General features: G+C 52.4%; 20 protein-coding genes and 2 pseudogenes. 11 read left to right on the plus strand and 11 right to left on the minus strand.

Annotation, left to right across the window (positions count from 1 at the left end; all coding sequences use genetic code 11):
• Positions 1 to 484 precede the first annotated feature (484 nt).
• Positions 485 to 642: pseudogene (locus tag F3J24_RS01840) on the plus strand (IS5/IS1182 family transposase); the annotation flags it as partial.
• A gap of 558 nt (positions 643 to 1,200) precedes the next feature.
• Here the strand turns inward: F3J24_RS01840 and F3J24_RS01845 are convergent.
• Together F3J24_RS01845 and F3J24_RS01850 are read right to left on the minus strand one after the other, a co-directional pair.
• Positions 1,201 to 1,554, minus strand: a complete 354-nt coding sequence (locus tag F3J24_RS01845; protein ID WP_167002208.1) for a lysozyme inhibitor — start codon at positions 1,552 to 1,554, stop codon at positions 1,201 to 1,203.
• A gap of 568 nt (positions 1,555 to 2,122) precedes the next feature.
• Positions 2,123 to 2,914 (minus strand): hypothetical protein, encoded by a 792-nt coding sequence (locus tag F3J24_RS01850; protein WP_167002210.1) that lies wholly within the window; start codon positions 2,912 to 2,914, stop codon positions 2,123 to 2,125.
• Positions 2,915 to 3,109: 195 nt separating this feature from the next.
• On the opposite strand from F3J24_RS01850, the gene F3J24_RS01855 reads away from it, so the two are divergent.
• The 3 genes from F3J24_RS01855 (at position 3,110) to F3J24_RS01865 (ending at position 4,577) form a co-directional block, all read left to right on the plus strand.
• Entirely contained in the window at positions 3,110 to 3,382 is a 273-nt protein-coding gene (locus F3J24_RS01855; RefSeq protein ID WP_167002212.1) for a hypothetical protein, read from the plus strand.
• A 177-nt stretch (positions 3,383 to 3,559) separates the two neighbouring features.
• On the plus strand, positions 3,560 to 3,733 hold the full coding sequence (locus F3J24_RS01860) for a hypothetical protein (protein ID WP_167002214.1): 174 nt from the start codon (positions 3,560 to 3,562) through the stop codon (positions 3,731 to 3,733).
• Positions 3,734 to 4,094: 361 nt separating this feature from the next.
• Positions 4,095 to 4,577 carry an isoprenylcysteine carboxylmethyltransferase family protein gene (locus F3J24_RS01865; protein WP_167002216.1) on the plus strand — a complete coding sequence of 161 codons (483 nt, stop codon included), beginning with the start codon at positions 4,095 to 4,097 and terminating at the stop codon, positions 4,575 to 4,577.
• 573 nt (positions 4,578 to 5,150) lie between these two features.
• On the opposite strand, the gene F3J24_RS01870 is transcribed toward F3J24_RS01865, so the two are convergent.
• Entirely contained in the window at positions 5,151 to 5,369 is a 219-nt protein-coding gene (locus F3J24_RS01870; protein WP_167002218.1) for a hypothetical protein, read from the minus strand.
• A gap of 393 nt (positions 5,370 to 5,762) precedes the next feature.
• Between F3J24_RS01870 and F3J24_RS01875 the strand changes: the two genes are divergently transcribed.
• Both F3J24_RS01875 and F3J24_RS01880 read left to right on the plus strand, forming a co-directional pair.
• Positions 5,763 to 5,945 (plus strand): hypothetical protein, encoded by a 183-nt coding sequence (locus F3J24_RS01875; RefSeq protein WP_043005007.1) that lies wholly within the window; start codon positions 5,763 to 5,765, stop codon positions 5,943 to 5,945.
• A gap of 202 nt (positions 5,946 to 6,147) precedes the next feature.
• Positions 6,148 to 6,899 (plus strand): annotated as a pseudogene (locus F3J24_RS01880) (SDR family oxidoreductase).
• Between the two features lie 254 nt (positions 6,900 to 7,153).
• Here the strand turns inward: F3J24_RS01880 and F3J24_RS01885 are convergent.
• The 4 genes from F3J24_RS01885 to F3J24_RS01900 all read right to left on the minus strand — a co-directional run bounded on the left by F3J24_RS01885 (position 7,154) and on the right by F3J24_RS01900 (position 10,323).
• Entirely contained in the window at positions 7,154 to 7,381 is a 228-nt protein-coding gene (locus tag F3J24_RS01885) for a hypothetical protein (protein WP_167002220.1), read from the minus strand.
• A 1,063-nt stretch (positions 7,382 to 8,444) separates the two neighbouring features.
• Complete coding sequence (locus tag F3J24_RS01890; RefSeq protein ID WP_167002222.1) at positions 8,445 to 9,017, minus strand: hypothetical protein; 573 nt, start codon at positions 9,015 to 9,017, stop codon at positions 8,445 to 8,447.
• Between the two features lie 110 nt (positions 9,018 to 9,127).
• Positions 9,128 to 9,574, minus strand: a complete 447-nt coding sequence (locus tag F3J24_RS01895; protein ID WP_167002224.1) for a hypothetical protein — start codon at positions 9,572 to 9,574, stop codon at positions 9,128 to 9,130.
• A gap of 272 nt (positions 9,575 to 9,846) precedes the next feature.
• Complete coding sequence (locus F3J24_RS01900; RefSeq protein WP_370527701.1) at positions 9,847 to 10,323, minus strand: N-acetyltransferase family protein; 477 nt, start codon at positions 10,321 to 10,323, stop codon at positions 9,847 to 9,849.
• A 211-nt stretch (positions 10,324 to 10,534) separates the two neighbouring features.
• On the opposite strand from F3J24_RS01900, the gene F3J24_RS01905 reads away from it, so the two are divergent.
• Both F3J24_RS01905 and F3J24_RS01910 read left to right on the plus strand, forming a co-directional pair.
• On the plus strand, positions 10,535 to 11,215 hold the full coding sequence (locus F3J24_RS01905; protein WP_167002226.1) for a hypothetical protein: 681 nt from the start codon (positions 10,535 to 10,537) through the stop codon (positions 11,213 to 11,215).
• A gap of 234 nt (positions 11,216 to 11,449) precedes the next feature.
• A complete protein-coding gene (locus tag F3J24_RS01910) occupies positions 11,450 to 11,971 on the plus strand; it encodes a hypothetical protein (RefSeq protein WP_167002228.1) in 522 nt (173 codons plus the stop codon).
• A 344-nt stretch (positions 11,972 to 12,315) separates the two neighbouring features.
• On the opposite strand, the gene F3J24_RS01915 is transcribed toward F3J24_RS01910, so the two are convergent.
• Both F3J24_RS01915 and F3J24_RS01920 read right to left on the minus strand, forming a co-directional pair.
• A complete protein-coding gene (locus tag F3J24_RS01915) occupies positions 12,316 to 13,362 on the minus strand; it encodes a hypothetical protein (protein ID WP_167002230.1) in 1,047 nt (348 codons plus the stop codon).
• 42 nt (positions 13,363 to 13,404) lie between these two features.
• Positions 13,405 to 14,457: a hypothetical protein gene (locus F3J24_RS01920; protein WP_167002232.1), complete on the minus strand. Its 1,053-nt coding sequence runs from the start codon at positions 14,455 to 14,457 to the stop codon at positions 13,405 to 13,407.
• A gap of 447 nt (positions 14,458 to 14,904) precedes the next feature.
• On the opposite strand from F3J24_RS01920, the gene F3J24_RS01925 reads away from it, so the two are divergent.
• On the plus strand, positions 14,905 to 15,654 hold the full coding sequence (locus tag F3J24_RS01925) for a Rha family transcriptional regulator (protein WP_167002234.1): 750 nt from the start codon (positions 14,905 to 14,907) through the stop codon (positions 15,652 to 15,654).
• 62 nt (positions 15,655 to 15,716) lie between these two features.
• Here the strand turns inward: F3J24_RS01925 and F3J24_RS01930 are convergent, their stop codons facing one another.
• Both F3J24_RS01930 and F3J24_RS01935 read right to left on the minus strand, forming a co-directional pair.
• Positions 15,717 to 16,142 (minus strand): hypothetical protein, encoded by a 426-nt coding sequence (locus F3J24_RS01930; RefSeq protein ID WP_167002236.1) that lies wholly within the window; start codon positions 16,140 to 16,142, stop codon positions 15,717 to 15,719.
• 100 nt (positions 16,143 to 16,242) lie between these two features.
• Positions 16,243 to 16,800, minus strand: a complete 558-nt coding sequence (locus F3J24_RS01935; protein ID WP_167002238.1) for a DUF1003 domain-containing protein — start codon at positions 16,798 to 16,800, stop codon at positions 16,243 to 16,245.
• A gap of 200 nt (positions 16,801 to 17,000) precedes the next feature.
• Here F3J24_RS01935 and F3J24_RS01940 point away from each other — a divergent pair, with 200 nt between their 5' ends.
• Both F3J24_RS01940 and F3J24_RS01945 read left to right on the plus strand, forming a co-directional pair.
• Positions 17,001 to 17,450, plus strand: coding sequence for a universal stress protein (locus tag F3J24_RS01940; RefSeq protein WP_167002240.1), 450 nt, complete (start codon positions 17,001 to 17,003; stop codon positions 17,448 to 17,450).
• 194 nt (positions 17,451 to 17,644) lie between these two features.
• Positions 17,645 to 19,123, plus strand: coding sequence for an amidohydrolase family protein (locus tag F3J24_RS01945; RefSeq protein WP_167002242.1), 1,479 nt, complete (start codon positions 17,645 to 17,647; stop codon positions 19,121 to 19,123).
• The last annotated feature ends 7 nt before the right edge of the window (positions 19,124 to 19,130 follow it).

The raw sequence follows: 19,130 nt of genomic DNA on the forward strand, positions 1-19,130 counted from the left end.
AAGATTGAGGGTGAGAGTTGGGGCGGAGACTCTTACTCGTGGGATGATGGATATATGAATGTAATATCTAGCGGATATCATTACAATCTTGGTTATGATTTTTGCAATGTGTAGTGGATTTCACAATTACTATTAGTTAATCGCTTCAGTCTGAGATTATTTCCGATTTCAGATATATACCAAGCTCTCATACCGAGGGCTTGGCTTTATAGGCGACCCCCTACAGCCCGTTCATTTTCGATTGAGCCGAAGTGTAAGACTCCAATCAGCACTGGACTGAGAAAAATCCAGTAATCCCAGATAATTGCAGTCAGAAGTCTGGATATTGGTCTCTTGTTGCTATTGCAGGGTGAGAACTTTCTATAGCTTTTACAGCGTCTATTCGGGATTATGAGGTTTGAAATCAGTGCGCTCTTTTCGCATGTTCATCGCAGGCATAAATGGCCAGACCATCCGAAAAACCAGCTCACACATCCACTGAAGCATGGGTTGGCATCGCTGGGTGGTAGAGCGCACACACGCATGGTTTGCAGGCTTTGGCAAGCTACGCATCCGCTGTGAAGGCGGCTAGATATCCACGACGCATTGCTGAAACTGGCCGCTGCGATCATCTGTGCACGCTTCGTGGATCGGTGGTGTTAGCCGCTCTTAGCCAGTAGCTGGCCCAGCTCATCTGGACTCATGGCATCTGGGATGGTATTGCGTGCATGCACATCGCTACAACCCACACCAGCTATGGCTTTCGGAGTCTTATGAATATTTGAGTGGGAATAAAGGGCTGTCGTGAACTGATAGACAAGCTTTAACTGTCTCTCATCCCCCCAATCCACGGGCCTTTTTATTGCGGCCTGGCACTATCTGGAACTAGCCATTCTTAGGACCCAGCCCTTCGGAGACCAAGAGCTGGATAAGGGACGCCCGCAAATGGATGTAGAACTCTCCAGACACCAACTCGCAGCAACTGTGCAAGCAGTACGAACATCGTCTCAGGAATCTGCAGCAGGCCCTTGGCGAGGCGATTACCGCCACAAAGGCCAGGGCGCAGTGCAGTCCACGGGTGTTTCATGCCGAACGAGAAAAGACCAGCGCATGGCAGCCCCCGTGAAAAAATGGCTGCTGCGTGGCAAGGAAGCTTCGCCTGACTCAGGCCCATAAAAATACCCATGTCGCCATGAGCTTGCCATCGAATCAGCAGACCGATTATTTTGTGAACTCCTTGATCTGGATGGGGCGATCCTTCACAAACTCCACAATACCTTCGCCATTCTTGAAATGGATGAACGTGCTCTTGCCATCGGTCATGCGCAAACCGCTGGCCGCCGGCACACGGGTCATGCTGAACGAACGGTCGGCGTTGTCCGTCATCACGGCAGTCTCAAAATTATCCGAAGACTGCAGCCTGATCGTCAGATCCATGGGCCCCACAAAGTTGACCACCTTGGTGGCTGAAACGCCCGCCGGCTTGTCCACGGCAGCGCTTTGCACAGGCGGTTGGGAGCCATTGCAGCCCACCAAAGCAATAGCGATCAATGAAATGGCCAGCATCACTTTCATGACGAACTTCCTTGCTTGTTGAATCTCAAACCAACTACCATCAAGCAGCATCAAAAGCCTGAGCCGGCTCTGATTCACCTTGACCGCAATACGCCTTCAAGAGTTCGCCGATGTTGTTCGCATTGGCGAGCATCATCGCAAAATGACCATCGCTGCAGGGACTTTCTCTACAACGGCAGGGGCGAATCGCCACTGATTCTGGTAGACGCGTTAGGGCAATTCTCGCCCCGTGCGACATTTCTGCACCGCAACGCGCAGTGCAGCTGCGGGCTGAACGCTCTTGAAATAGAAGCACATAGCGCAATTCATGCAACGATCTTGATATAGAACCCCTTTGAAATACATATAGACCGTGCGCTATATGCTCATAAATTCGATAGTCGCTAACATCACCCTGGACTCCATACTGCACGGCCTTTTAATCAACCAGGATCAACGACCTGTGGCATCTAAATCCACGGCAAACAAGTGCGACCGCTCAGGCATTTAGAAAACTGCCAGCTCAGACAGTGTGGCTGCGCAGTGATGCCGACAGGAACCGCATGCTGCGCCAATGCGCGAACCGCAATCAAGACATCAACCCGCCATCGGAAAGCGTTTCGCGCAGGATGGTGAGATTGTCCGGCGACACGTGGATCAGGCCTTTACCAGGCACATCGATCTCGGCAATCAGGAAAAGAGCCAGGGCAGTGACAAACGGGACGATGAAAATCAGGGAGCTGCGACGATTTTGGCCACGGATGTTGTAGCCAATAAGAAAGTTTGAACAGACCCCGAAGATGATGAGCAGAAACCAGGCGGCACCTGGAATGTGATGTCGCCAGCTGGCCATCGTTTTTTGCTGTGCGATATAGAGGTCGTTGCAGGCGTTCAAGGCTGTCGCAATGACCGGGTCGGGGTTGGCTGTGGCAATCTTGCTGACCAGCCTCCACATCCGGGTCTGCATGTGAATGGACTCCCTGCGGATGTGCGCCCGCTGGTTTTCATTCATGGTCTCAAAGAATTGCGTGCGCAGGCTCAGATAGTCTTGCAGCAAGGACTTCGCCTGCTGCTGATGACTGTCCTTCAACAAGCTGGTTCGCTGAAAAGCATTGCCGATTGCGATGGCTTCGTTTTCTTCGGCCGCCACGCGCATGTTGTAGCCACCAATCGCGAAAGACAGAATGAAGCCGATCAGCAGACCAAACAATGACAAGGTCGCACCCAGAACGATCTTGAGCTCATCTTCGGCGACGGCGTCATGTTTGAACCTCTTATTCCAGGTGAACTTGCCCAGAAAAGCCGCGAGACTGAGCAACGCAAAAATGCTGACCAGCAGTATCCAGGAGTTGGTATCGATGGCGAGAAATGTCTTTTGCATCGTTGTTCTCCAACTCAGCTCAATAGTCACCAGAAAGCGACAAGCTGAAGGGAATGACTCTGACTGCGGCAACCCGGCCCGAGCCTTTGGGCCGCGCCCTCATCAGCTTATCTCCACGCAAATATACGCTTTATCGGTGAACCGGACGCAGAGCAGACACTCGCGAGCCAGGCGGGCCAAGCAATAAACAAGCCCATGCAAGTCTTATCGATCAAACCCCGTGTCGACATCCGCAGCGACTCTACAACCGCCCAAAAGATGCGCAGCAAAAATCAGCTGCAAACAGGGCATGCTGGTACACCAGCAATATTTGCAGCCATCGAAAGCTTGGCTTGCGACCAAGAAGCGCACCACTATCAATGCGCTTCAATCAACAGGCCTTTCTCGTTGTTTATGGCAGACAGAATGAATCCCTTGGGATACGCGGCATGGGGCGTGACTGCTCTCCGAGAAGCAGGCAATGCTTGATCGTCAAGATTCTCATCGCTGAAACAGCTCCTGCAATGATTACAGGAAGCCGTTCTCCATATTTCATGTATCGGCGGCGCCATTCCCTCTGGCATCTCTTGAGCTGATAGCTATTTGTCGTCGAGCCTGGATACGTTGCAAGACATAGGGCCAGACCCGATGTCTTGCTGCAACTATATGGACCTTCTCACAGCCCACATCACAAAGGCTATGGACGTGGATTGGGATTTGCAGGTGATGGCTCAGGAACAGGAACTTGAGAACCCGGGGCGGGACGTTGTGCAGGCATTCCTTCTGTTGCTGGCGGCCTCGATTGAAGTTCTGGTTGTGGCGCTTTTTCACAGGCACTGAGAGCCGCCACCGCCGCGAGCAATACAAGGGCATTGAGAGATTTCATGACCGACCTCCTTTCATGGAACATAGGTCCATGCTAGGCCACGTCGTTTCCAGGAATCTGCCCTCTTCTTTCAGAACTCACATACAGTGACGTTCATGCCCGCCGCCGGGAAATCACCTTATACGGGCACTTCTGACAAACAGACGGCTCAATCGCTGGGTCTCACCAACTACCCAATCTGGCGATGATGGAGCGGGTGTAAGAAGCCCGAAAAGATGTAACACCGCTGCCAGGGCCAAGCCGACTGGCGATCACCGCGCCACCTGACATGACATAGTTGACCATCAAGTCACTTCAAGCTTTAGCCTTGAACACATGACTCTCCAATCCCGCTCGCAAACCGATTCCTCCTTGCTCGCGCTGCGAGTGCCGCCTATAGCACTGTTCGCAGTGTTTGCCGCAGCCATGTGGCTTCTGCCAGATATCCTGGTCACCAAATTCCCGGCCTACAGGATGGCCGCCTTATTGCTGGCGATATTGGGCGGCGCCTTCTGCATAGCCGGCGTACGGGCGTTTCAGCGCGCCCAAACCACGGTAAACCCCACCACTCCTACAGCGTCGACCTCACTGGTTGTCAGCGGGGTTTATCGTATGACGCGCAATCCGATGTACCTGGGCTTTGCACTGCTGCTGCTTGGCTTCGCCACAGGGTTGGGCAAGTTGTCAGCACTGCTTCTTGTGCCGCTATTCATGGCTTATTTGCAGCGCTTTCAGATTCGGCCGGAAGAAGAAGCGCTGCAAGCACAATTTGGAGCGTCCTTCGACACCTATCGCCAACAGGTTCGACGCTGGCTGTAGATGGGCTTGAACCGGCTCAGAGGAATGCCCAATCGGTTTGATGGCCTGAGCATAGCAATCACGCTCGCGATACCAAGGTAGAGCCACTCGAGCCGCTATTGAGTCAATAAACGGAGTCAGCCAAGGCATCACTGGCTGAAGCCCTTATACATTCGGCCGATCTATCGGGTCGGTCGGTAACTCTGCAGGCGGTTGTTCATTGGGCGGATCAACCGGTTCCGGCTTGGGTTCCGCTTCCTTGAGCGGGTTCTTTTGAAACGTCATTGGCATCTCCTGCATATGGTTTAAACGAGCGGCTCGCCCCCTACGCTGTCAGGTGAAGCGGGGCCAACCCAAGGCGCTATTGCCTGAGTGAATAGCCGAACTCAGCATAGCCGGAGGCTGGCTTCCAGTACTTCATCCGTCACGGAAAGATCTCGAAACGCCAGCCTTGATCGTCCAACGCCGAAGTCAAATACGGCGGAAACAAGGCCTGGCGCATATGAGCGTCGAACAGGTTGCAAGCCCACAGGAGCCAGTGCCCTGGCCCTCGCCGCAGACCTTCCGCAAGCGACTGCGGGGATGCCGGGAGGCTCAAACTATCTCGAAGATATCGCCATCGGACGATGCGGCGCTCTCGTGAAAGATGTCGTAGAGATACTGAGGCAACTGCTCATAGGAAACCTCGGAAGGAACAGCCAGATCGACAAAGCCAAGCTTGCCATCGGCTCCAACGGAAAAACAGCGCCATGCAGAGTCTCTGCGCTCTATGAGCACTATGTCGCCAAACACATTGAACCGATACCTTTCCATGGCCACTCCCTTGTTGTTCCTCGCATGCTAGCCCGTTTTCTCCTGCATCGTCTGTACAGTCGACCGAGCGCTCCGACCGTCATCAGTTGGATGAGACAACGACGTGACTCTTATCTCAGACGCGATGTCCGCAATCGGCTTCGCAGGCGGCGGTCATGCATCAACCTGGTTGACTTGGGCAATGGAAAGAAGCGGCGGTACCCGCATGATGATTGGCTTTCTCAGCCAAGGCAGCCAACTCGAGCAGGGTGCGCCACTTGGCGAGCAAGCTATGCGATAGCGCCAGCATCAAAGCTGACGTTTTACTTATTGGAGGGCATTTAGGGTTATTAAAAAGAGTACTGTGCTCTTTGACGATCGATCCTGATTCGTCATCCAGGACTGGAGGTCTATATGCCAGATAGCCGTATTCCCCCGCCAATCCAGAAGTTCTGGGAGACCACCAAGGAGCTGTTCTCCATGGACAAGGATTTCCCCACGCCGCCACAACTAGAACAGCAAGAGCCCACAGCAATGGAAAAAAAGCAGGAGCAAGAGAGGCTGCTGCGCGAGCGCCACAACTACCGGTATTGGTAGCCGGGCGCTTCAAATTCATCTTGCAATGGGTTCACGACCACCTCGACAGGTGGTTTTTTGTTGCCTTGAGATACAAGAATATGAGCACGTAGATCCTGCCAAACCTAGGCACCAATAAGAAATGCAGCGATAAGATGAGTCGCAAGCTGTGCTGCACATGCCTGGACTCTCAGCCACATCCCACGCCCCCTTCAGAAGACCCATGAAAAACAAAGTTGTGCTCATCACCGGCGGCAGTCGAGGTATTGGTGCAGCCACCGCCGTACAAGCTGCGACGGCCGGCTAGGATGTGCTGCTCAGCTTCAATACGGACCAAACAGCAGCGAGGCAGTTGTCTCGCAAATCACCGACATGGGCAGGCACGCCATGGCCATTCAGACCGACATGGCTTACGAAGAACAGATTCGATGCCTTTTTGCCGTGGCCGATGTGCAGTTCGGGCGCTTGGATGCACTGGTCAACAACGCGGGCATCGTGGACACGGCGCAGACAGTGGCGGAGTTCAGCCTTGAGCGCCTGGAGCGGATGTTTCGCATCAACACCATCGGTGCCTTTCTGTGTGCCCGCGAGGCCGTGCTTCGCATGAGCACGGCACGCGGCGGTCATGGCGGAGCGATTGTGAATGTGTCCAGCATCGCTGCAAGACTGGGCGCGCCAGGCCAGTACGTGGACTATGCAGCGTCCAAAGGAGCCATGGATGTCATGACTCTGGGTCTGGCCAAGGAGGTGGCCGCGGAGGGCATCCGCGTGAACGCAGTCCGCCCAGGCCTCATCGAAACAGATATCCATGCCAGCGGGGGACAGCCGGACAGGGTTCAGCGCTTAGCGCCGCGAATTCCCATGCAGCGCGGAGGAAGCGCGCTGGAAGTTGCGAATGCAATCGTATGGCTTATGTCGGACGAGTCCCCCTACACCACGGGCAGTCTGATTGAAATTTCGGGCGGAAACCTCTGAGGAAAAAGCGCTAACCATCCATGCACAACAAAGCCCGCCGAGGCAGGCTTTTCGATGTCCTCACGCGTAAAGGGCATGCGGCGGACGACTTTGGCAGGCAGAGCTGCGCAAGCAGATCCCGGACCGAAAGCCAAGAAGGAACACGGACTGGCATTCCCGCACGGTCAAAAAAAACCAGCCAGATGCCGGTGACTCTCAACTTTCCGACTCGCCGATCCGCAGTTGACCCCTTAACTGGCACGCTGGTGCGATATCTATTTCCCAGTCTTCACTCTTTCCCTTGGTGCATGCAACTCAGCGATGCCCATGGCCATGGCCATGGCCATGGCCTCCACCCGGCCGATGCCCACCATGCGGAGGACGATTATTTCCATGCCCTCCATGACCAAGGTGCGGCCTATGGGCAGGTGGACGATGCGCGTGATGATGATGGTAGTACCCAGGCCTGTATGCAGGCCGCCCGTAATAATACGAGCCGCCATAAGGCTGATAGATATAAGTATCGCTATACCCGTAGCTGTATCCAGGGCCTGCTGCATAGCAGCCCGATAAAAGCAAAACGAGCACAGAGACTCCAAACATTTTCTTCATGTTCCTGAGTCTAGTCGCTTCGATACATTGCGGGTTTTCAATGTGTAAGGCCGTCTTGCCTCCAACATCTCGCTAAGCCGTTTTTGGCGCACCCATCGGCAACCAGCTATCAGTCAGGAACGTGTGATGCATCAGAAACGCACTCCATGGACCGCTGCTGATTCGATATGACCATGGCAACCACATTCCTGCTCAATAGCTAGTAAATGCAATAATTGAATAATCAATTTTAATAGCTTCAATCGCTTTATAGCAAAGCGTTTCAAGACAAAATCTCTGTCAGTATCGAATAGCATTAATCGATGACAGTGATCTACCTAAAGTGCCATGCATGGCCCGAGCGAGCAGAAAACACGGACGCTACAAGCCCTTTAAGACACTCGTGTCTGGATTTGCCGTTTATCAAATTTAGCTTGAGTTTGCCACTGCGCCATTCCCCTGCTTCAGTGCCATTGCCGTTGCAAATAGCTGGTAAGGCTCCTGCAGATGTAGCCCGTCAGATGCTGAACGCGGAATCGCTCCTCCTTGAGCGTCGATCGCAATCAACTGGAGACACTCAAAGATTGATTAAGACGACTCCTTTATCAGGCCAAACTGCTAAGTCTCAGCAAAAAATGCGATAGATCGTCATTTCAAGCAAGGTCCGCATCCGGCGATGGGAATCGAACCGATCAAACCGGGGTTTAAGGGGGATTAACAGGTGCCTCTCCCTCTGAGCGCCATCATTTCAATTCCCGTCGCGCCCCCTAAACTCCCCAGAAAACTCCCCTCGGTACTTCAGTGCTCACGGCCCCCTGCTCTGCATAGCCTGCGACACGAGGCACTGCAAAAACTAAGTCTGTAAACGACCCAAACCAGACAGCCACTAACAAACTGAGGTTAGCGACGACTCAAGACCGCCCGCTTGGGCGTAGGATTATATTTACCATTCACTTGATGGCTTAATATTTTCAATTAAATATGGAGGGTAGAAGTGCTGATGAGAGGCCCAATAATTCTTGAGTTTTTATTTTCAAGGCTTGGTGAAAGAAGCTCCCAACATATACAGCCATCGTGTTCTACTAATTTGATGCCATATATGTCATTTGGATAATTAAGTTGCTTCACAGAATTATATTCTTTAAGCTTTATTGGCTTATCAATCAACTCCACGAATAGAGTGGAGAATAGCTTAATCCAATCAATTGGTTTACTTTTAGACAAATCCTGCAAAAAGGGAAGGATTTTCTCAACTTCCTCACGAAGCCTATCAACACCTAAAACTTCAGATACCATTGAATTGAAATTTCTTTCGGTATCCATATGCTCGATTATTTTATTATTTAGTCTATCAATTAAGTGACGGCTTGACCTATCTAGCTCACGATGAACAAGCCAATTGCAATACAAATTTAGAGTTGGCAGTTCCCCCTTGGAATTTTTCTCTTCAAGCAAAGAACGAATTTTAATAAAAAGATAAACCACATCGGGTGGATATGAGAAGTCAATCTTCTCGATGAATAAATTAATTTTATCGCTTGTAGTCATTTCACAGTCTTGATGTGCTCTATCGGGAAATGAGAAATCTAACGAACTAGCTAAGCCGATCGCCGCAGGCGGGTCGGCTTGAGCAGCGGTTTAGATAAAATAAAATAATTTCAAATATAGGTGAATGCGCTATACTTTTCGCATGAAACCATTACTTCGCCAAAGAATGATTTCTCAATTTCTGATATTGACCTGACACACTGGTAGTTTTTATTTTCAAGCCAACTACTTACCGCATTGAAAGATATCTCATCTATTTCAGTTACTATATCAAGAAAATCTTTTACATAAGGACTGTAGACAATTGAATATATACCACTCGGTCTAATCTCTAAGATACTACCGCTACTCCCATATAACATTGCTTGATTTATTTCTGTCGTGCAAATAACAGCAGTGGATCTGCATTTAATGCCAAATTTCTCATAAAACCAATGATCCGAAAAATCATGGATGAGCTTTGGAGTTTCTGTTGGTTGGCGAGGAGATAATAAAAATTGATTCAAATACTCACCAGGCTCTTTTTTTCTAGAGAATCCTCTATAAATTTTTTGCATATTTTTCTAATTTATATAAAATTAATTTAATACTGGATTTAGACAACAAGCAAAATAGGATTGTTGTTCTTATAAAAATGAATCTATCAGCAATTTTGAGAGTGAGCAATGACAAACAAGCGTCTAGAAAAAACCTAAAAATTTCTAAATTGCAGCTTGTTGTGGGTAGTCAAAGGCCAATGTAGGAATGAATGACTCTTCCTTGCCGTACTGCGACATTCGCAACTCAACCAGAAGTCGCTACCCCATCAATCTAGCGTGGCCGCAACAGCCTACAGCTCATGGCTGTAAACGATAAACCCGGCATGTCTGGCCAACTTGTCGTAGAGCGCGCGGCCGGCTTCATTGGTTGCTTGCGTTTGCCAGTAGACGCGGCTCGCACCAGCCAGCGTGGCTTGCTCGTAGACGTTGTTAATGAGGGCCTTGCCAATTCCGAGCTTGCGCCGTGTGGGGGCTGTAAAAAGATCCTGCAGGTAGCAGACCGAGGCAAGCCTGGTGGTGCTGCGGTGAAACAGGTAATGGGCCAGGCCGACCACTTCTCCTTCATGTTCTGCGACCAACGCAAATACTGGCTCGATGGGATTGAAGAAGCGCTCCCAAGTTGTCTCGGTAATTTCTCTGGCCAGTCCAGAAGCACCGGCCCGCCCATAGAAAGCGTTGTAGCCGTCCCAGAGCAAAAGCCACTGATCAAAGTCTTTGGGTTGAATGGCTCTTACCAAGACACCGGTTACTACTTTATTTTCAGACACAGGACAGACTTTCTTGGTTTGCACCACGAGTGAATGAGACAGCTTCCATCCAAGTGTAACGTCTGCTTACAACAGCCCGTGCGCGCTCGCGATTGCATCACCGTTTATCTGCGCAAACAAAACGGGAGCTCACCTCGCAGCTCTTGTCCATATTGCCGCTGACACCACCTTGCGTTAGCCTGCACGCTCCACTATTGCTCAGGAGCCTGCCATGTCCCGTCGTTTGGTTCTTTCCGCCAGCACAGCCCTTGCGACTGCCGCACTGATTGTGGGTTGCGGCGCCATGGGGTCGTCGGGCGGCAACCCCATGAGCTTTTTCATCACCAGCACCAACCCCGGCAAGGGCGGCGACCTGGGCGGGCTGGCCGGGGCCGACCGTTACTGCCAGTCGCTGGCCGCCAGCGTGGGTGCAGGCAACAAGACCTGGCGCGCCTACCTGAGCAATGCGGCGCTGAATGGGCAACCGGCTGTCAATGCGCGCGATCGCATCGGCAACGGGCCGTGGCGCAACGCCAAGGGCGTGGTCATTGCCACCAGCGTGGCCGACCTGCACAGCCCCAATGCCAAGGTCGGCAAGGACACCTCGCTGACCGAAAAGGGCGAAGTCGTCTCGGGCTTTGGCGATGAGGTCAACCGCCACGACATCCTGACCGGCTCGCGCCCTGACGGCACACTGGCCGTGCCCGAGCCCGGCAAGGACACCACCTGCGGCAACTGGACCAAGAGCGACGGCGGCTCTGCCATCGTGGGCCACCACGACCACAAGGGCACCAACCCCGACCCTGTGGCCAATGCCTCCTGGAACTCGTCTCACGGCACGCGCGGCTGCAGCATCGACCAGCTCAAACAAAGCGGCAGCGCCGGGCTGATGTACTGCTTTGCGACCAACTGAGCTGGGTGAAAGCGCGGGCCTGGGCCCGCGCCTTGCCTGAGCGCCACGCCGCTCTCAATTCAGTCATTTCTCTTGAGTGCGTTTTGACCTCTTGATGAAAAACCAATTCACCATGCCATTGCGGCCAGAAGCCAGGCGCATTTGATACACGAATCATCCCTTCTGAATTTAGATGGGTGATCGCCGGCGATATTTGGTTTAATCAGGCGCGATAACAACACTGAGAGAGATTGAATGGCTTCCTGCGCGTACTGCAATACCAGAATTCTTTTTGGCGGAAAGCGAGACGGCGACCGTCGCTACTGCAATGAGAAATGCCTGCACCAAGGGCTACTTTCCGACGCTGCGAGCCAGCTCTCCCCCGCCGATGTCCAGGCCCATATCTTTCGGGTGCACAAAGGCAATTGCCCCAAGTGCGACGGCCCCGGCCCGGTGGATGTCCATACCTCTTACCGTGTGTACTCCGTCGTCATGATGACGTCGTGGTCGAGCAGGCCGCTGGTGGCCTGCGCACGTTGTGGCACCAAACAAAAAATCGGAGACACGGTCTTTTCATTGTTTCTGGGTTGGTGGGGCCTGCCTTGGGGAATTTTGATGACGCCGGTGCAACTCACCAGAAATCTGATGGCCTTTGGCAAGATCCCAGACCCCGAGACGCCCTCGCCCGCGCTGGAGCAAGTGCTTAGAAGCCATTTGGCAGCCCAGTTTCTTGCCAATCAGCAGCAAGCGGCGTCCCAGCCCGGCAGCTACCGTTGAAATCTGATTAGCGCCCCCAAAAGCGCCTTCTAACGCACAAAGGCAATGTAGCTCTCTATATTGCCTTTTTCTTTGCTTTATTTCAGTTGCCCAACATCACACTGGATGTGTGGCCGCAGCCTTGACCAGCACAACCTGAGCGGGAACGCCGGGCTGACGCATTGCATCGGAACCAACTGACCTAGATGAAAATGCGGGCCTTGTCCCGCTTATTTTCGAGCATGGCTTTCTGACCTGCTTGAGCATGACTATAGAGATCATCACGTTCACTGAGCACAATCCACCGAATCGCAGCTCAACTTGATGACAAGCACGTAGACAGCATCGCACAGCCGTTTTTCAATTTATGAGAATAAATCCTGCGAAATCAGGGAGGCCTCTATATTATTAATCGAATATAGTTCAGGTTCGTTATTCAGAATTAATTTTACCCCCTCACTAATTTTCTCAAAAAACTCTTTAGAAAAAACCAAATTCATTTTTTTTTGAAAAATTATTTTCGAAAAATTTAATAAAGAATTAGAAATAAAATTATCTAAATAACCTCTAGAAAGACTATTTTTCAAACTACACACGAATGCTTTTGATTCATTTTTAAATTCAAGATTATAAAAATATAATATACATTCTTCCTCATCTTCATCTAGGGTTAAATCAAGACAAGCACTGAAACAAAAACCTTTTTTCCCAGCGTCCAATTCTCTAAACTCAACTAGGTAATCTTTACTCTCAATACCTCGCATTATTTTTTCATGCAAGTCCAGGAGATTTAATCGACGTTTTTTTAGCGCATCTATTTTACGATTAAAATTACCAACAATATCTATAATTAGGATATTATTTTCATCATTTTCGCTTAGCACAGTTTTTACGAAATCAGATCCCATATTAATCTGACATTCCACCTCAAAAATTTCCCTACGGGTAGATCGCAAACATTGCTTATTAACAAAATAATCATCTAATTTTTGGTTACCGTCCTCAACATCAGAGAACAAGTCTAAATCATGCTTGGCACAGTAGCCTGGAAAATTAGTTGCATTTCTTTTATGTATATATTCTCCCATGGAAAATATAGGATTACCCTTCATATTCCTTTTTAAAATTACGACTTCAGAATCACCCCTGCAAAGATTTTTCAAGAACGCGTTCTCAGAGATATCATGTGAATAACAGGATTCATCGGAACATCCTCGATATTGGCATTGATAGTGTTTTTTCGCTCGATAATTGAAACTAAAGTTATTATGGATACTTTTGATTTTTTTTGAAATTTCAGATGGTAAATTTCTATAGAAAATATCAAGAGCTAATCCTCTTAGGAATTCATCATCCTTGGTTGAATCCACAATTTCACTCACCACCCCCGTGAACGATTCATTAAATTCCATTATAAAACCGCCTATTTCTATTTATAAATTCATCGACCAAAATTAGTCGTTTATAAATTCGTTAAACTTTCTATGCAACAACCAATTGGGTTTTCTTGTCATATTCTCTGAATCAACCAGATAAGAAGCGACCGTTTTTTCTTTTTTTATTAGCCCATTTGTTGCAAAAGCCGATACTGCGCCAATCAAAACTCCAGCACATAACCTGAATGGCGCATAGGGATCTGCTCCTCCAATTGGCATCGATAAAATAGTAGCCGTCACAGGCAATCCAACCGAAAAAATACTAAAGATCTCATTTTTCCGAAAGAAGCCAATAGATTTTTTATATTCGTCTTTTGCTTTTTCAAAAGTCTTTATAAAGTCAGCCACAATATATTTTGCATGTTCTTTGTTATTGCAACGTGAAACCTCTTCCCTAAGTAGAAAAACTTCTTTCTGAAAATTCTTTCGCTGCTCAATATTATCTTCATTAAAACGAAGGATAGTATCGATTGAGACTTGACTGAGATCCATTGGAAGCAAATCATCTATTGCCAAATTCGCCAAAAAAGCATTCGATTTTTCACTCCAAACATTTTCCCCAAAGTTTCCATTCTGAGAAAAATATGTGCCAACCGCCCAATAATCCGATGAATCTGTAATCAAATCCATTGAGCGCTGTTTTGCCACATAGCTCGCTAAATAGAACATATATGCACCAGCGTGTTCAGATGGAACCTCAAGAAAGCCATCACTAGACATTCTTTGCGAAAGCTGCTCAAAAAGAGGAAGCAGCTTTGCATCTATCTTTTCTGGATTTATCCTCGTGAATGTTGCCGTAGACAATCCTGCTGGCCACGGCAGAATATTCCTATAATCGTGACGCCTCTCGAAGAAATTCAAAAACCCATTTGCCGCATTCCATTTATCATTTTTGTCAATTTCTAAGTCGACAACGGAACCTGAACTTACAGCTGTTTTCACCTCCGAACAATCATCGGGATTATAGCCGGATGGAACAATTCTAAATACTCTATCCCATAATAGCAGGGATTTTTTCAGACTCTCAGTATCTTGAAACTCAATAGTTGGATAATTTAGTGCATGTGCCATGTCTATTTAAGATCCTATTCACAAGTAACTTCATGTTACATCATATTAATTGATGTTCATAGATTTTTGAAAAAGAGTTTTAAAATTCACTTATCAAATTTCTCATGGATAGAGCACCCCGGTGCCCTTTACACCACTGCTGCGGCTCTATTCCCGCTTTGAGCTAGATCGAGTATAATTTTCTTACCCTGTAGAGGGCGGAGCGTAAGAACTCCTAAGATCACGCGGAAGAACCGCATCCGATAACTGGCGGTTTTTTTGTGCCCGGACATTGCACGCCTGCACTTTTGCAGACGCTTGATTTATGGCCGGGAGGGCGACGGATATAAGACCCGAAAGGGGAAGAAGTCCGCCTAGCGTGATCTAGGTTCTTAACCTCCCGGCCGCCTATTGCAGTGCGTAAGAACGCTGCGATAGGCACTCAAAGTCTCATCACGGAGCGCCACCATGTCCAAGTCCAACCTGGCTTTCTCTCCCGCCGTCACGCTCGTCGACGGACAACCTTGCACCACCAGCAACGAAGTTGCTTCGCACTTCGGCAAGCAGCACCTGCACGTCATGGAGCGCATTCGCGCCCTCATCGCAGACCTGCCGCATGAGCACCAATCGGATTTCCGATTGGTTGATTACACGGATGCAAAAGGCGAGAACCGCCCCGCCTACCGCCTGACCCGCGACGGCTTTACGTTGCTGGCCATGAGCTTTACGGGCAAGAAGGCTTTGACCTTCAAGCTGGCCTATATCGACGCCTTTAATCGTATGGAGGCCGCGCTGCACCAGCCGGCAGACACGCAACGCATGGCGCTGGCTTTCTCTCTGGCCGCAGAGGCCGCGGCGCAGGTGCACCGCACGGTGTTCAATGCGGTGATGCAGGGAGACGCCGATGAATGGCAGCACAGCCGCTATCTGCTGAACCTGAACTACGACAGCCAGGGCCGCCCCACCCTGCCCCATGCCCAGCCGATTGCGACGGACCAGATGGTGGTGTCCTTCAGCAGCCTGCCGCAGCGCATTGCCGATGGCGAGATCATGAGCGCGACGGATGCGCAGCTGGCCACGCTGGCAACGGCCTGCACCCAGCGGCTGACCCAGCGCGCCCAGCACCGTGAAAAGCAGCAGGCCACCCGACTCGATCAACCCAACCTGCCCGCCGACCAGCAGCCCGCTCAGGGCATGCTGCGCATGACGTTCAGGTAGTCCGCTTGGGGTGGCCCGAAGCGCTTTGCCATGCAAAAAGCCCCTCTAAGGGGCTTTGTTGTTCATTCCTCTGATGTGGTGGGCCAGAACATCTCTCGCACTTCTGGAGAGTAGTACGGCAGGGCAAGCACTGCCCCAAAGAGTACGCAGCCCAAGGTCGATGTGGAGTACCCCAGACCGGACAGCACAATCGGCGGGCTGAAACAGACGACGACCCAGGTCGCCACAGAGGACCACAGGGTAAACCGAGGCGCCCATGCCCTGAACCGCAGCAGCCCATAGAAGGAAATGAGGCCGAGCACTAGGACCACCGAGAACGCCAGCAGGAAGATCCAGTCGGTGAGACCGACCTCAGACTGCATCAACAGGCTCTGGGAAAGGTCAGCCAGCTCCTGGGGCACCAGATCGAAGCCATATTCCGCCAGTATTCCGAGGATTGGGATGCCCAGCGAAGCAATCACCAATGCGCGATACGTCGATTTGCCCATACCCACTCCAAGTTGCCATTGGCGAATCGTACTACCGCCCTAGCCGCTGATGGCGATCTGCACAGCGGATGCGAGAGCACCACGCACAATGCCTGCGTGGCTAGACGGGCCGGTGCCCTTCCGCCAGCCGGCGCAGCAGTTGCAGCTGTTCGCTCTGGATGGTGATGAGCTCGCTCCACTGCGTCTTCTGCAGCTCGTCGATCTTCTGGTGCAGCAGCATGATCTCCAGCTCCGCCTTAAGGTTGACTTCGTAGTCATGCTCGCCGCGAATGCGGTCCTTGTCTGCCTGGCGGTTCTGCGACATGAGAATGATGGGCGCCTGTATGGCGGCCAGCATGGACAGAAACAGGTTCAGCAGAATGTAGGGGTACGGATCGAAGGTTGAGCCGCGTGCCCAAAGCAGCAAGGCGTTGAGGCCGACCCAGGCCACCATGGTTGCGCAGAACAGGAGCACAAAGGCCCAGGAGCCGCCAAAGGTGGCGACGGCATCTGCCGCGCGCTGGCCGAAGGTGGGCGGTGCCTGATCCAGCTCCTCATCCACATTGCGTGAGATGTGCTTGCGCCGCGCTATGTGCTGGGCAACCTTGAGCGCTCTTTCGTCCAAGGTATCTGCGGAGGCGCCAAACAACCTCTTCGCAACGGTATCCGTGTTGAGCATGGGACTTCCTTGCCATCTGAAGGATGAAGACAACGCCACCATGCTACCCAACCCCGGCGCGTTGCATCAGGCGCGTGCCATGGCTGATTGAATATTGACTCCAGGTGTTGCATTGACGGCCCCAGAGTGTGAGTATGGGTCTGGTAAAGGTTCGGATCGACTACCAACCACATACGCGCTGGCGCGCAAGGAGGCTGAAAATGTTCAAGCACATTCTGATTCCTACGGACGGCTCGAAACTCTCAGAAGCTGCACTGCATGCGGGCCTGCAGCTGGCCAAGGAGCAAGGCTCCGAGGTGACGGTGCTGTATGTGATGCCGGACTATTCAGCCCTGATGTATGGCGGCGAGGGCATGGTGGCCTACAACCCCAGCGAGCTGCGAAAAGACGCCGAGCGTATGGCCGACAAGGTGCTGCAGGCGGTGCAGGACATTGCCAGGGCCGAGGGGGTGAACTGCAAGACGGTGCGGACGATGAACTTCTCGGTGCACCAGGCCATCATCCAGCAGGCCAAGGACAGCCAATGCGACCTGATCTGCATGGCATCGCACGGCCGCAAGGGCATTGCCGGCATTTTGCTGGGCAGCGAAACCCAGCGCGTTCTGGTAAATAGCAGCGTTCCGGTGCTGGTGCATAGGCCAGTGGTTTAAGCCCGGCCTGCGGCAGCGCGGCAGATTTGCGCTGTTCTCAAAGTTTAATCGACGCCCCGGTGCCCTGGCGCAACGGGGCGTTTTTCATGCGCCTATCGTCGTGTAGCATCGGTGCATCAAATTGTGAACTGGTGGTTCCATTTGTCACGCCTGCCGGGGCGTCTTTGTTCATTCAGCATGAGGGGAGAGAGCAGATGAGTAACGCAATCGCTACCGACGCCGACCTGGCCTGGAAGACGGGCCCGATTCGCCCCAGAGCCTGCACCTGCGGCAGCGTGGTGTGCCAGTTGCTGCATGAGCGGGTGATGACGGATATGTCGCGCCGCATGTTTGTGGGCGGGGTGGCCGCGATGATGGCCCCGTTTGTGGGCCTGCATGCGGCCGAGCCCGGTGCGGGCGGCACGCCCAGGCAGGCCGACCGCCCCGTGTTGCTGACCAATCTGCGCCTGTTTGACGGCACGGGCAAGTCGGTGCGCCAGGGCGTGCAGGTGCTGATCCAGGGCAAGATGATTACCGCCCTGCCCTCTGCCGGAGAAAAGGTGGAAGGCGCCCAGGTGATCGATTGCCAGGGCAAGCTGGTGATGCCGGGCATGATCGATACGCACTGGCACACCATGCTGGCGGCCGTGCCGCAGATGACGGCGATGACGGCCGATCTGGGCTATCTGTATATCTCAGCCGCGCAAGAGGCGCAGCGCACGTTGATGCGCGGCTTTACCTCGGTGCGCGATGCGGGCGGGCCGGCCTTTGCGCTCAAGCGCGCGATCGACGAGGGCATGGTGCCCGGCCCGCGCATCTACCCCAGCGGTGCGATGATTTCTCAGACCTCGGGCCATGGCGACTTTCGCCTGCGCAGCGATATCCCGCGTGCAGCGAATGAGTCGCTGAGCATGGTGGAGCAAGTCGGCGTGGCCATGATTGCAGACGGCGAGACCGAGGTCCTGCGCCGCGTGCGCGAGCAGCTGATGCTAGGTGCATCGCAGATCAAGATGCTGGCGGGCGGCGGCGTGGCATCGCTGTACGACCCGCTGGATAGCACCCAGTTCACCGAGAGGGAGCTGCGCGCCGGCGTGGAAGCCGCCGCCGACTGGAACACCTATGTGATGGCGCATGTGTACACGCCAAAGGGCATCAAGCGGGCCATCAAGTCGGGGGTGAGGAGCATCGAGCACGGCCAACTGGCCGATGAAGAGAGCGTCAAGATGATGCGCGACGAGGGTGTGTGGTGGAGCCTGCAGCCGTTCTTGCAGGACGAGGATGCCAACCCCTACACCGACGCCGTGCGCCGCGAGAGCCAGTCGCGCGTGGCCCAAGGCACGGTGCGCGCCTATGAGATGGCGCAGAAGTACGGCATCAAGACCGGCTGGGGCACGGACATTCTGTTCAGCCCCAAGGGCACGGCCACGCAGGGCCGGCAGCTGGCCAAGCTGACGCGCTTTTACGACCCTATGACGCTGCTGAAGCAGGCCACGGGCACCAACGGCGAGCTGCTGGCCCTGTCGGGAGAGCGCAACCCCTACCCCCAGCCGCTGGGCCGTATCGCCCCCGGTGCGTTTGCCGACCTGCTGGTGGCTGACGGCGACCCGACGGTGAATCTGGACTTTCTGGCCAACCCGGAACAGAACCTGCGCCTGATCATGAAGGACGGCAAGGTGCACAAGAACACGCTGTAAGGGAGAC

The organism is Comamonas sp. Tr-654 (assembly GCF_011752915.1).
Classification (GTDB): Bacteria; Pseudomonadota; Gammaproteobacteria; order Burkholderiales; family Burkholderiaceae_C; genus Comamonas.

Bases quoted from the DNA above. Each gene is read 5' to 3' on its own strand.
- F3J24_RS01920 (WP_167002232.1), bottom strand. From the start codon at position 14,457: ATGGCACATGCACTAAATTATCCAACTATTGAGTTTCAAGATACTGAG.
- F3J24_RS01875 (WP_043005007.1), top strand. From the start codon at position 5,763: ATGCCAGATAGCCGTATTCCCCCGCCAATCCAGAAGTTCTGGGAGACC.
- F3J24_RS01865 (WP_167002216.1), top strand. From the start codon at position 4,095: ATGACTCTCCAATCCCGCTCGCAAACCGATTCCTCCTTGCTCGCGCTG.
- F3J24_RS01895 (WP_167002224.1), bottom strand. From the start codon at position 9,574: ATGCAAAAAATTTATAGAGGATTCTCTAGAAAAAAAGAGCCTGGTGAG.
- F3J24_RS01860 (WP_167002214.1), top strand. From the start codon at position 3,560: ATGGACCTTCTCACAGCCCACATCACAAAGGCTATGGACGTGGATTGG.
- F3J24_RS01930 (WP_167002236.1), bottom strand. From the start codon at position 16,142: ATGGGCAAATCGACGTATCGCGCATTGGTGATTGCTTCGCTGGGCATC.
- F3J24_RS01940 (WP_167002240.1), top strand. From the start codon at position 17,001: ATGTTCAAGCACATTCTGATTCCTACGGACGGCTCGAAACTCTCAGAA.
- F3J24_RS01910 (WP_167002228.1), top strand. From the start codon at position 11,450: ATGGCTTCCTGCGCGTACTGCAATACCAGAATTCTTTTTGGCGGAAAG.
- F3J24_RS01945 (WP_167002242.1), top strand. From the start codon at position 17,645: ATGAGTAACGCAATCGCTACCGACGCCGACCTGGCCTGGAAGACGGGC.
- F3J24_RS01925 (WP_167002234.1), top strand. From the start codon at position 14,905: ATGTCCAAGTCCAACCTGGCTTTCTCTCCCGCCGTCACGCTCGTCGAC.
- F3J24_RS01935 (WP_167002238.1), bottom strand. From the start codon at position 16,800: ATGCTCAACACGGATACCGTTGCGAAGAGGTTGTTTGGCGCCTCCGCA.
- F3J24_RS01890 (WP_167002222.1), bottom strand. From the start codon at position 9,017: ATGACTACAAGCGATAAAATTAATTTATTCATCGAGAAGATTGACTTC.
- F3J24_RS01845 (WP_167002208.1), bottom strand. From the start codon at position 1,554: ATGAAAGTGATGCTGGCCATTTCATTGATCGCTATTGCTTTGGTGGGC.
- F3J24_RS01885 (WP_167002220.1), bottom strand. From the start codon at position 7,381: ATGGCGGCTCGTATTATTACGGGCGGCCTGCATACAGGCCTGGGTACT.
- F3J24_RS01870 (WP_167002218.1), bottom strand. From the start codon at position 5,369: ATGGAAAGGTATCGGTTCAATGTGTTTGGCGACATAGTGCTCATAGAG.
- F3J24_RS01905 (WP_167002226.1), top strand. From the start codon at position 10,535: ATGTCCCGTCGTTTGGTTCTTTCCGCCAGCACAGCCCTTGCGACTGCC.
- F3J24_RS01855 (WP_167002212.1), top strand. From the start codon at position 3,110: ATGCAAGTCTTATCGATCAAACCCCGTGTCGACATCCGCAGCGACTCT.
- F3J24_RS01915 (WP_167002230.1), bottom strand. From the start codon at position 13,362: ATGGAATTTAATGAATCGTTCACGGGGGTGGTGAGTGAAATTGTGGAT.
- F3J24_RS01850 (WP_167002210.1), bottom strand. From the start codon at position 2,914: ATGCAAAAGACATTTCTCGCCATCGATACCAACTCCTGGATACTGCTG.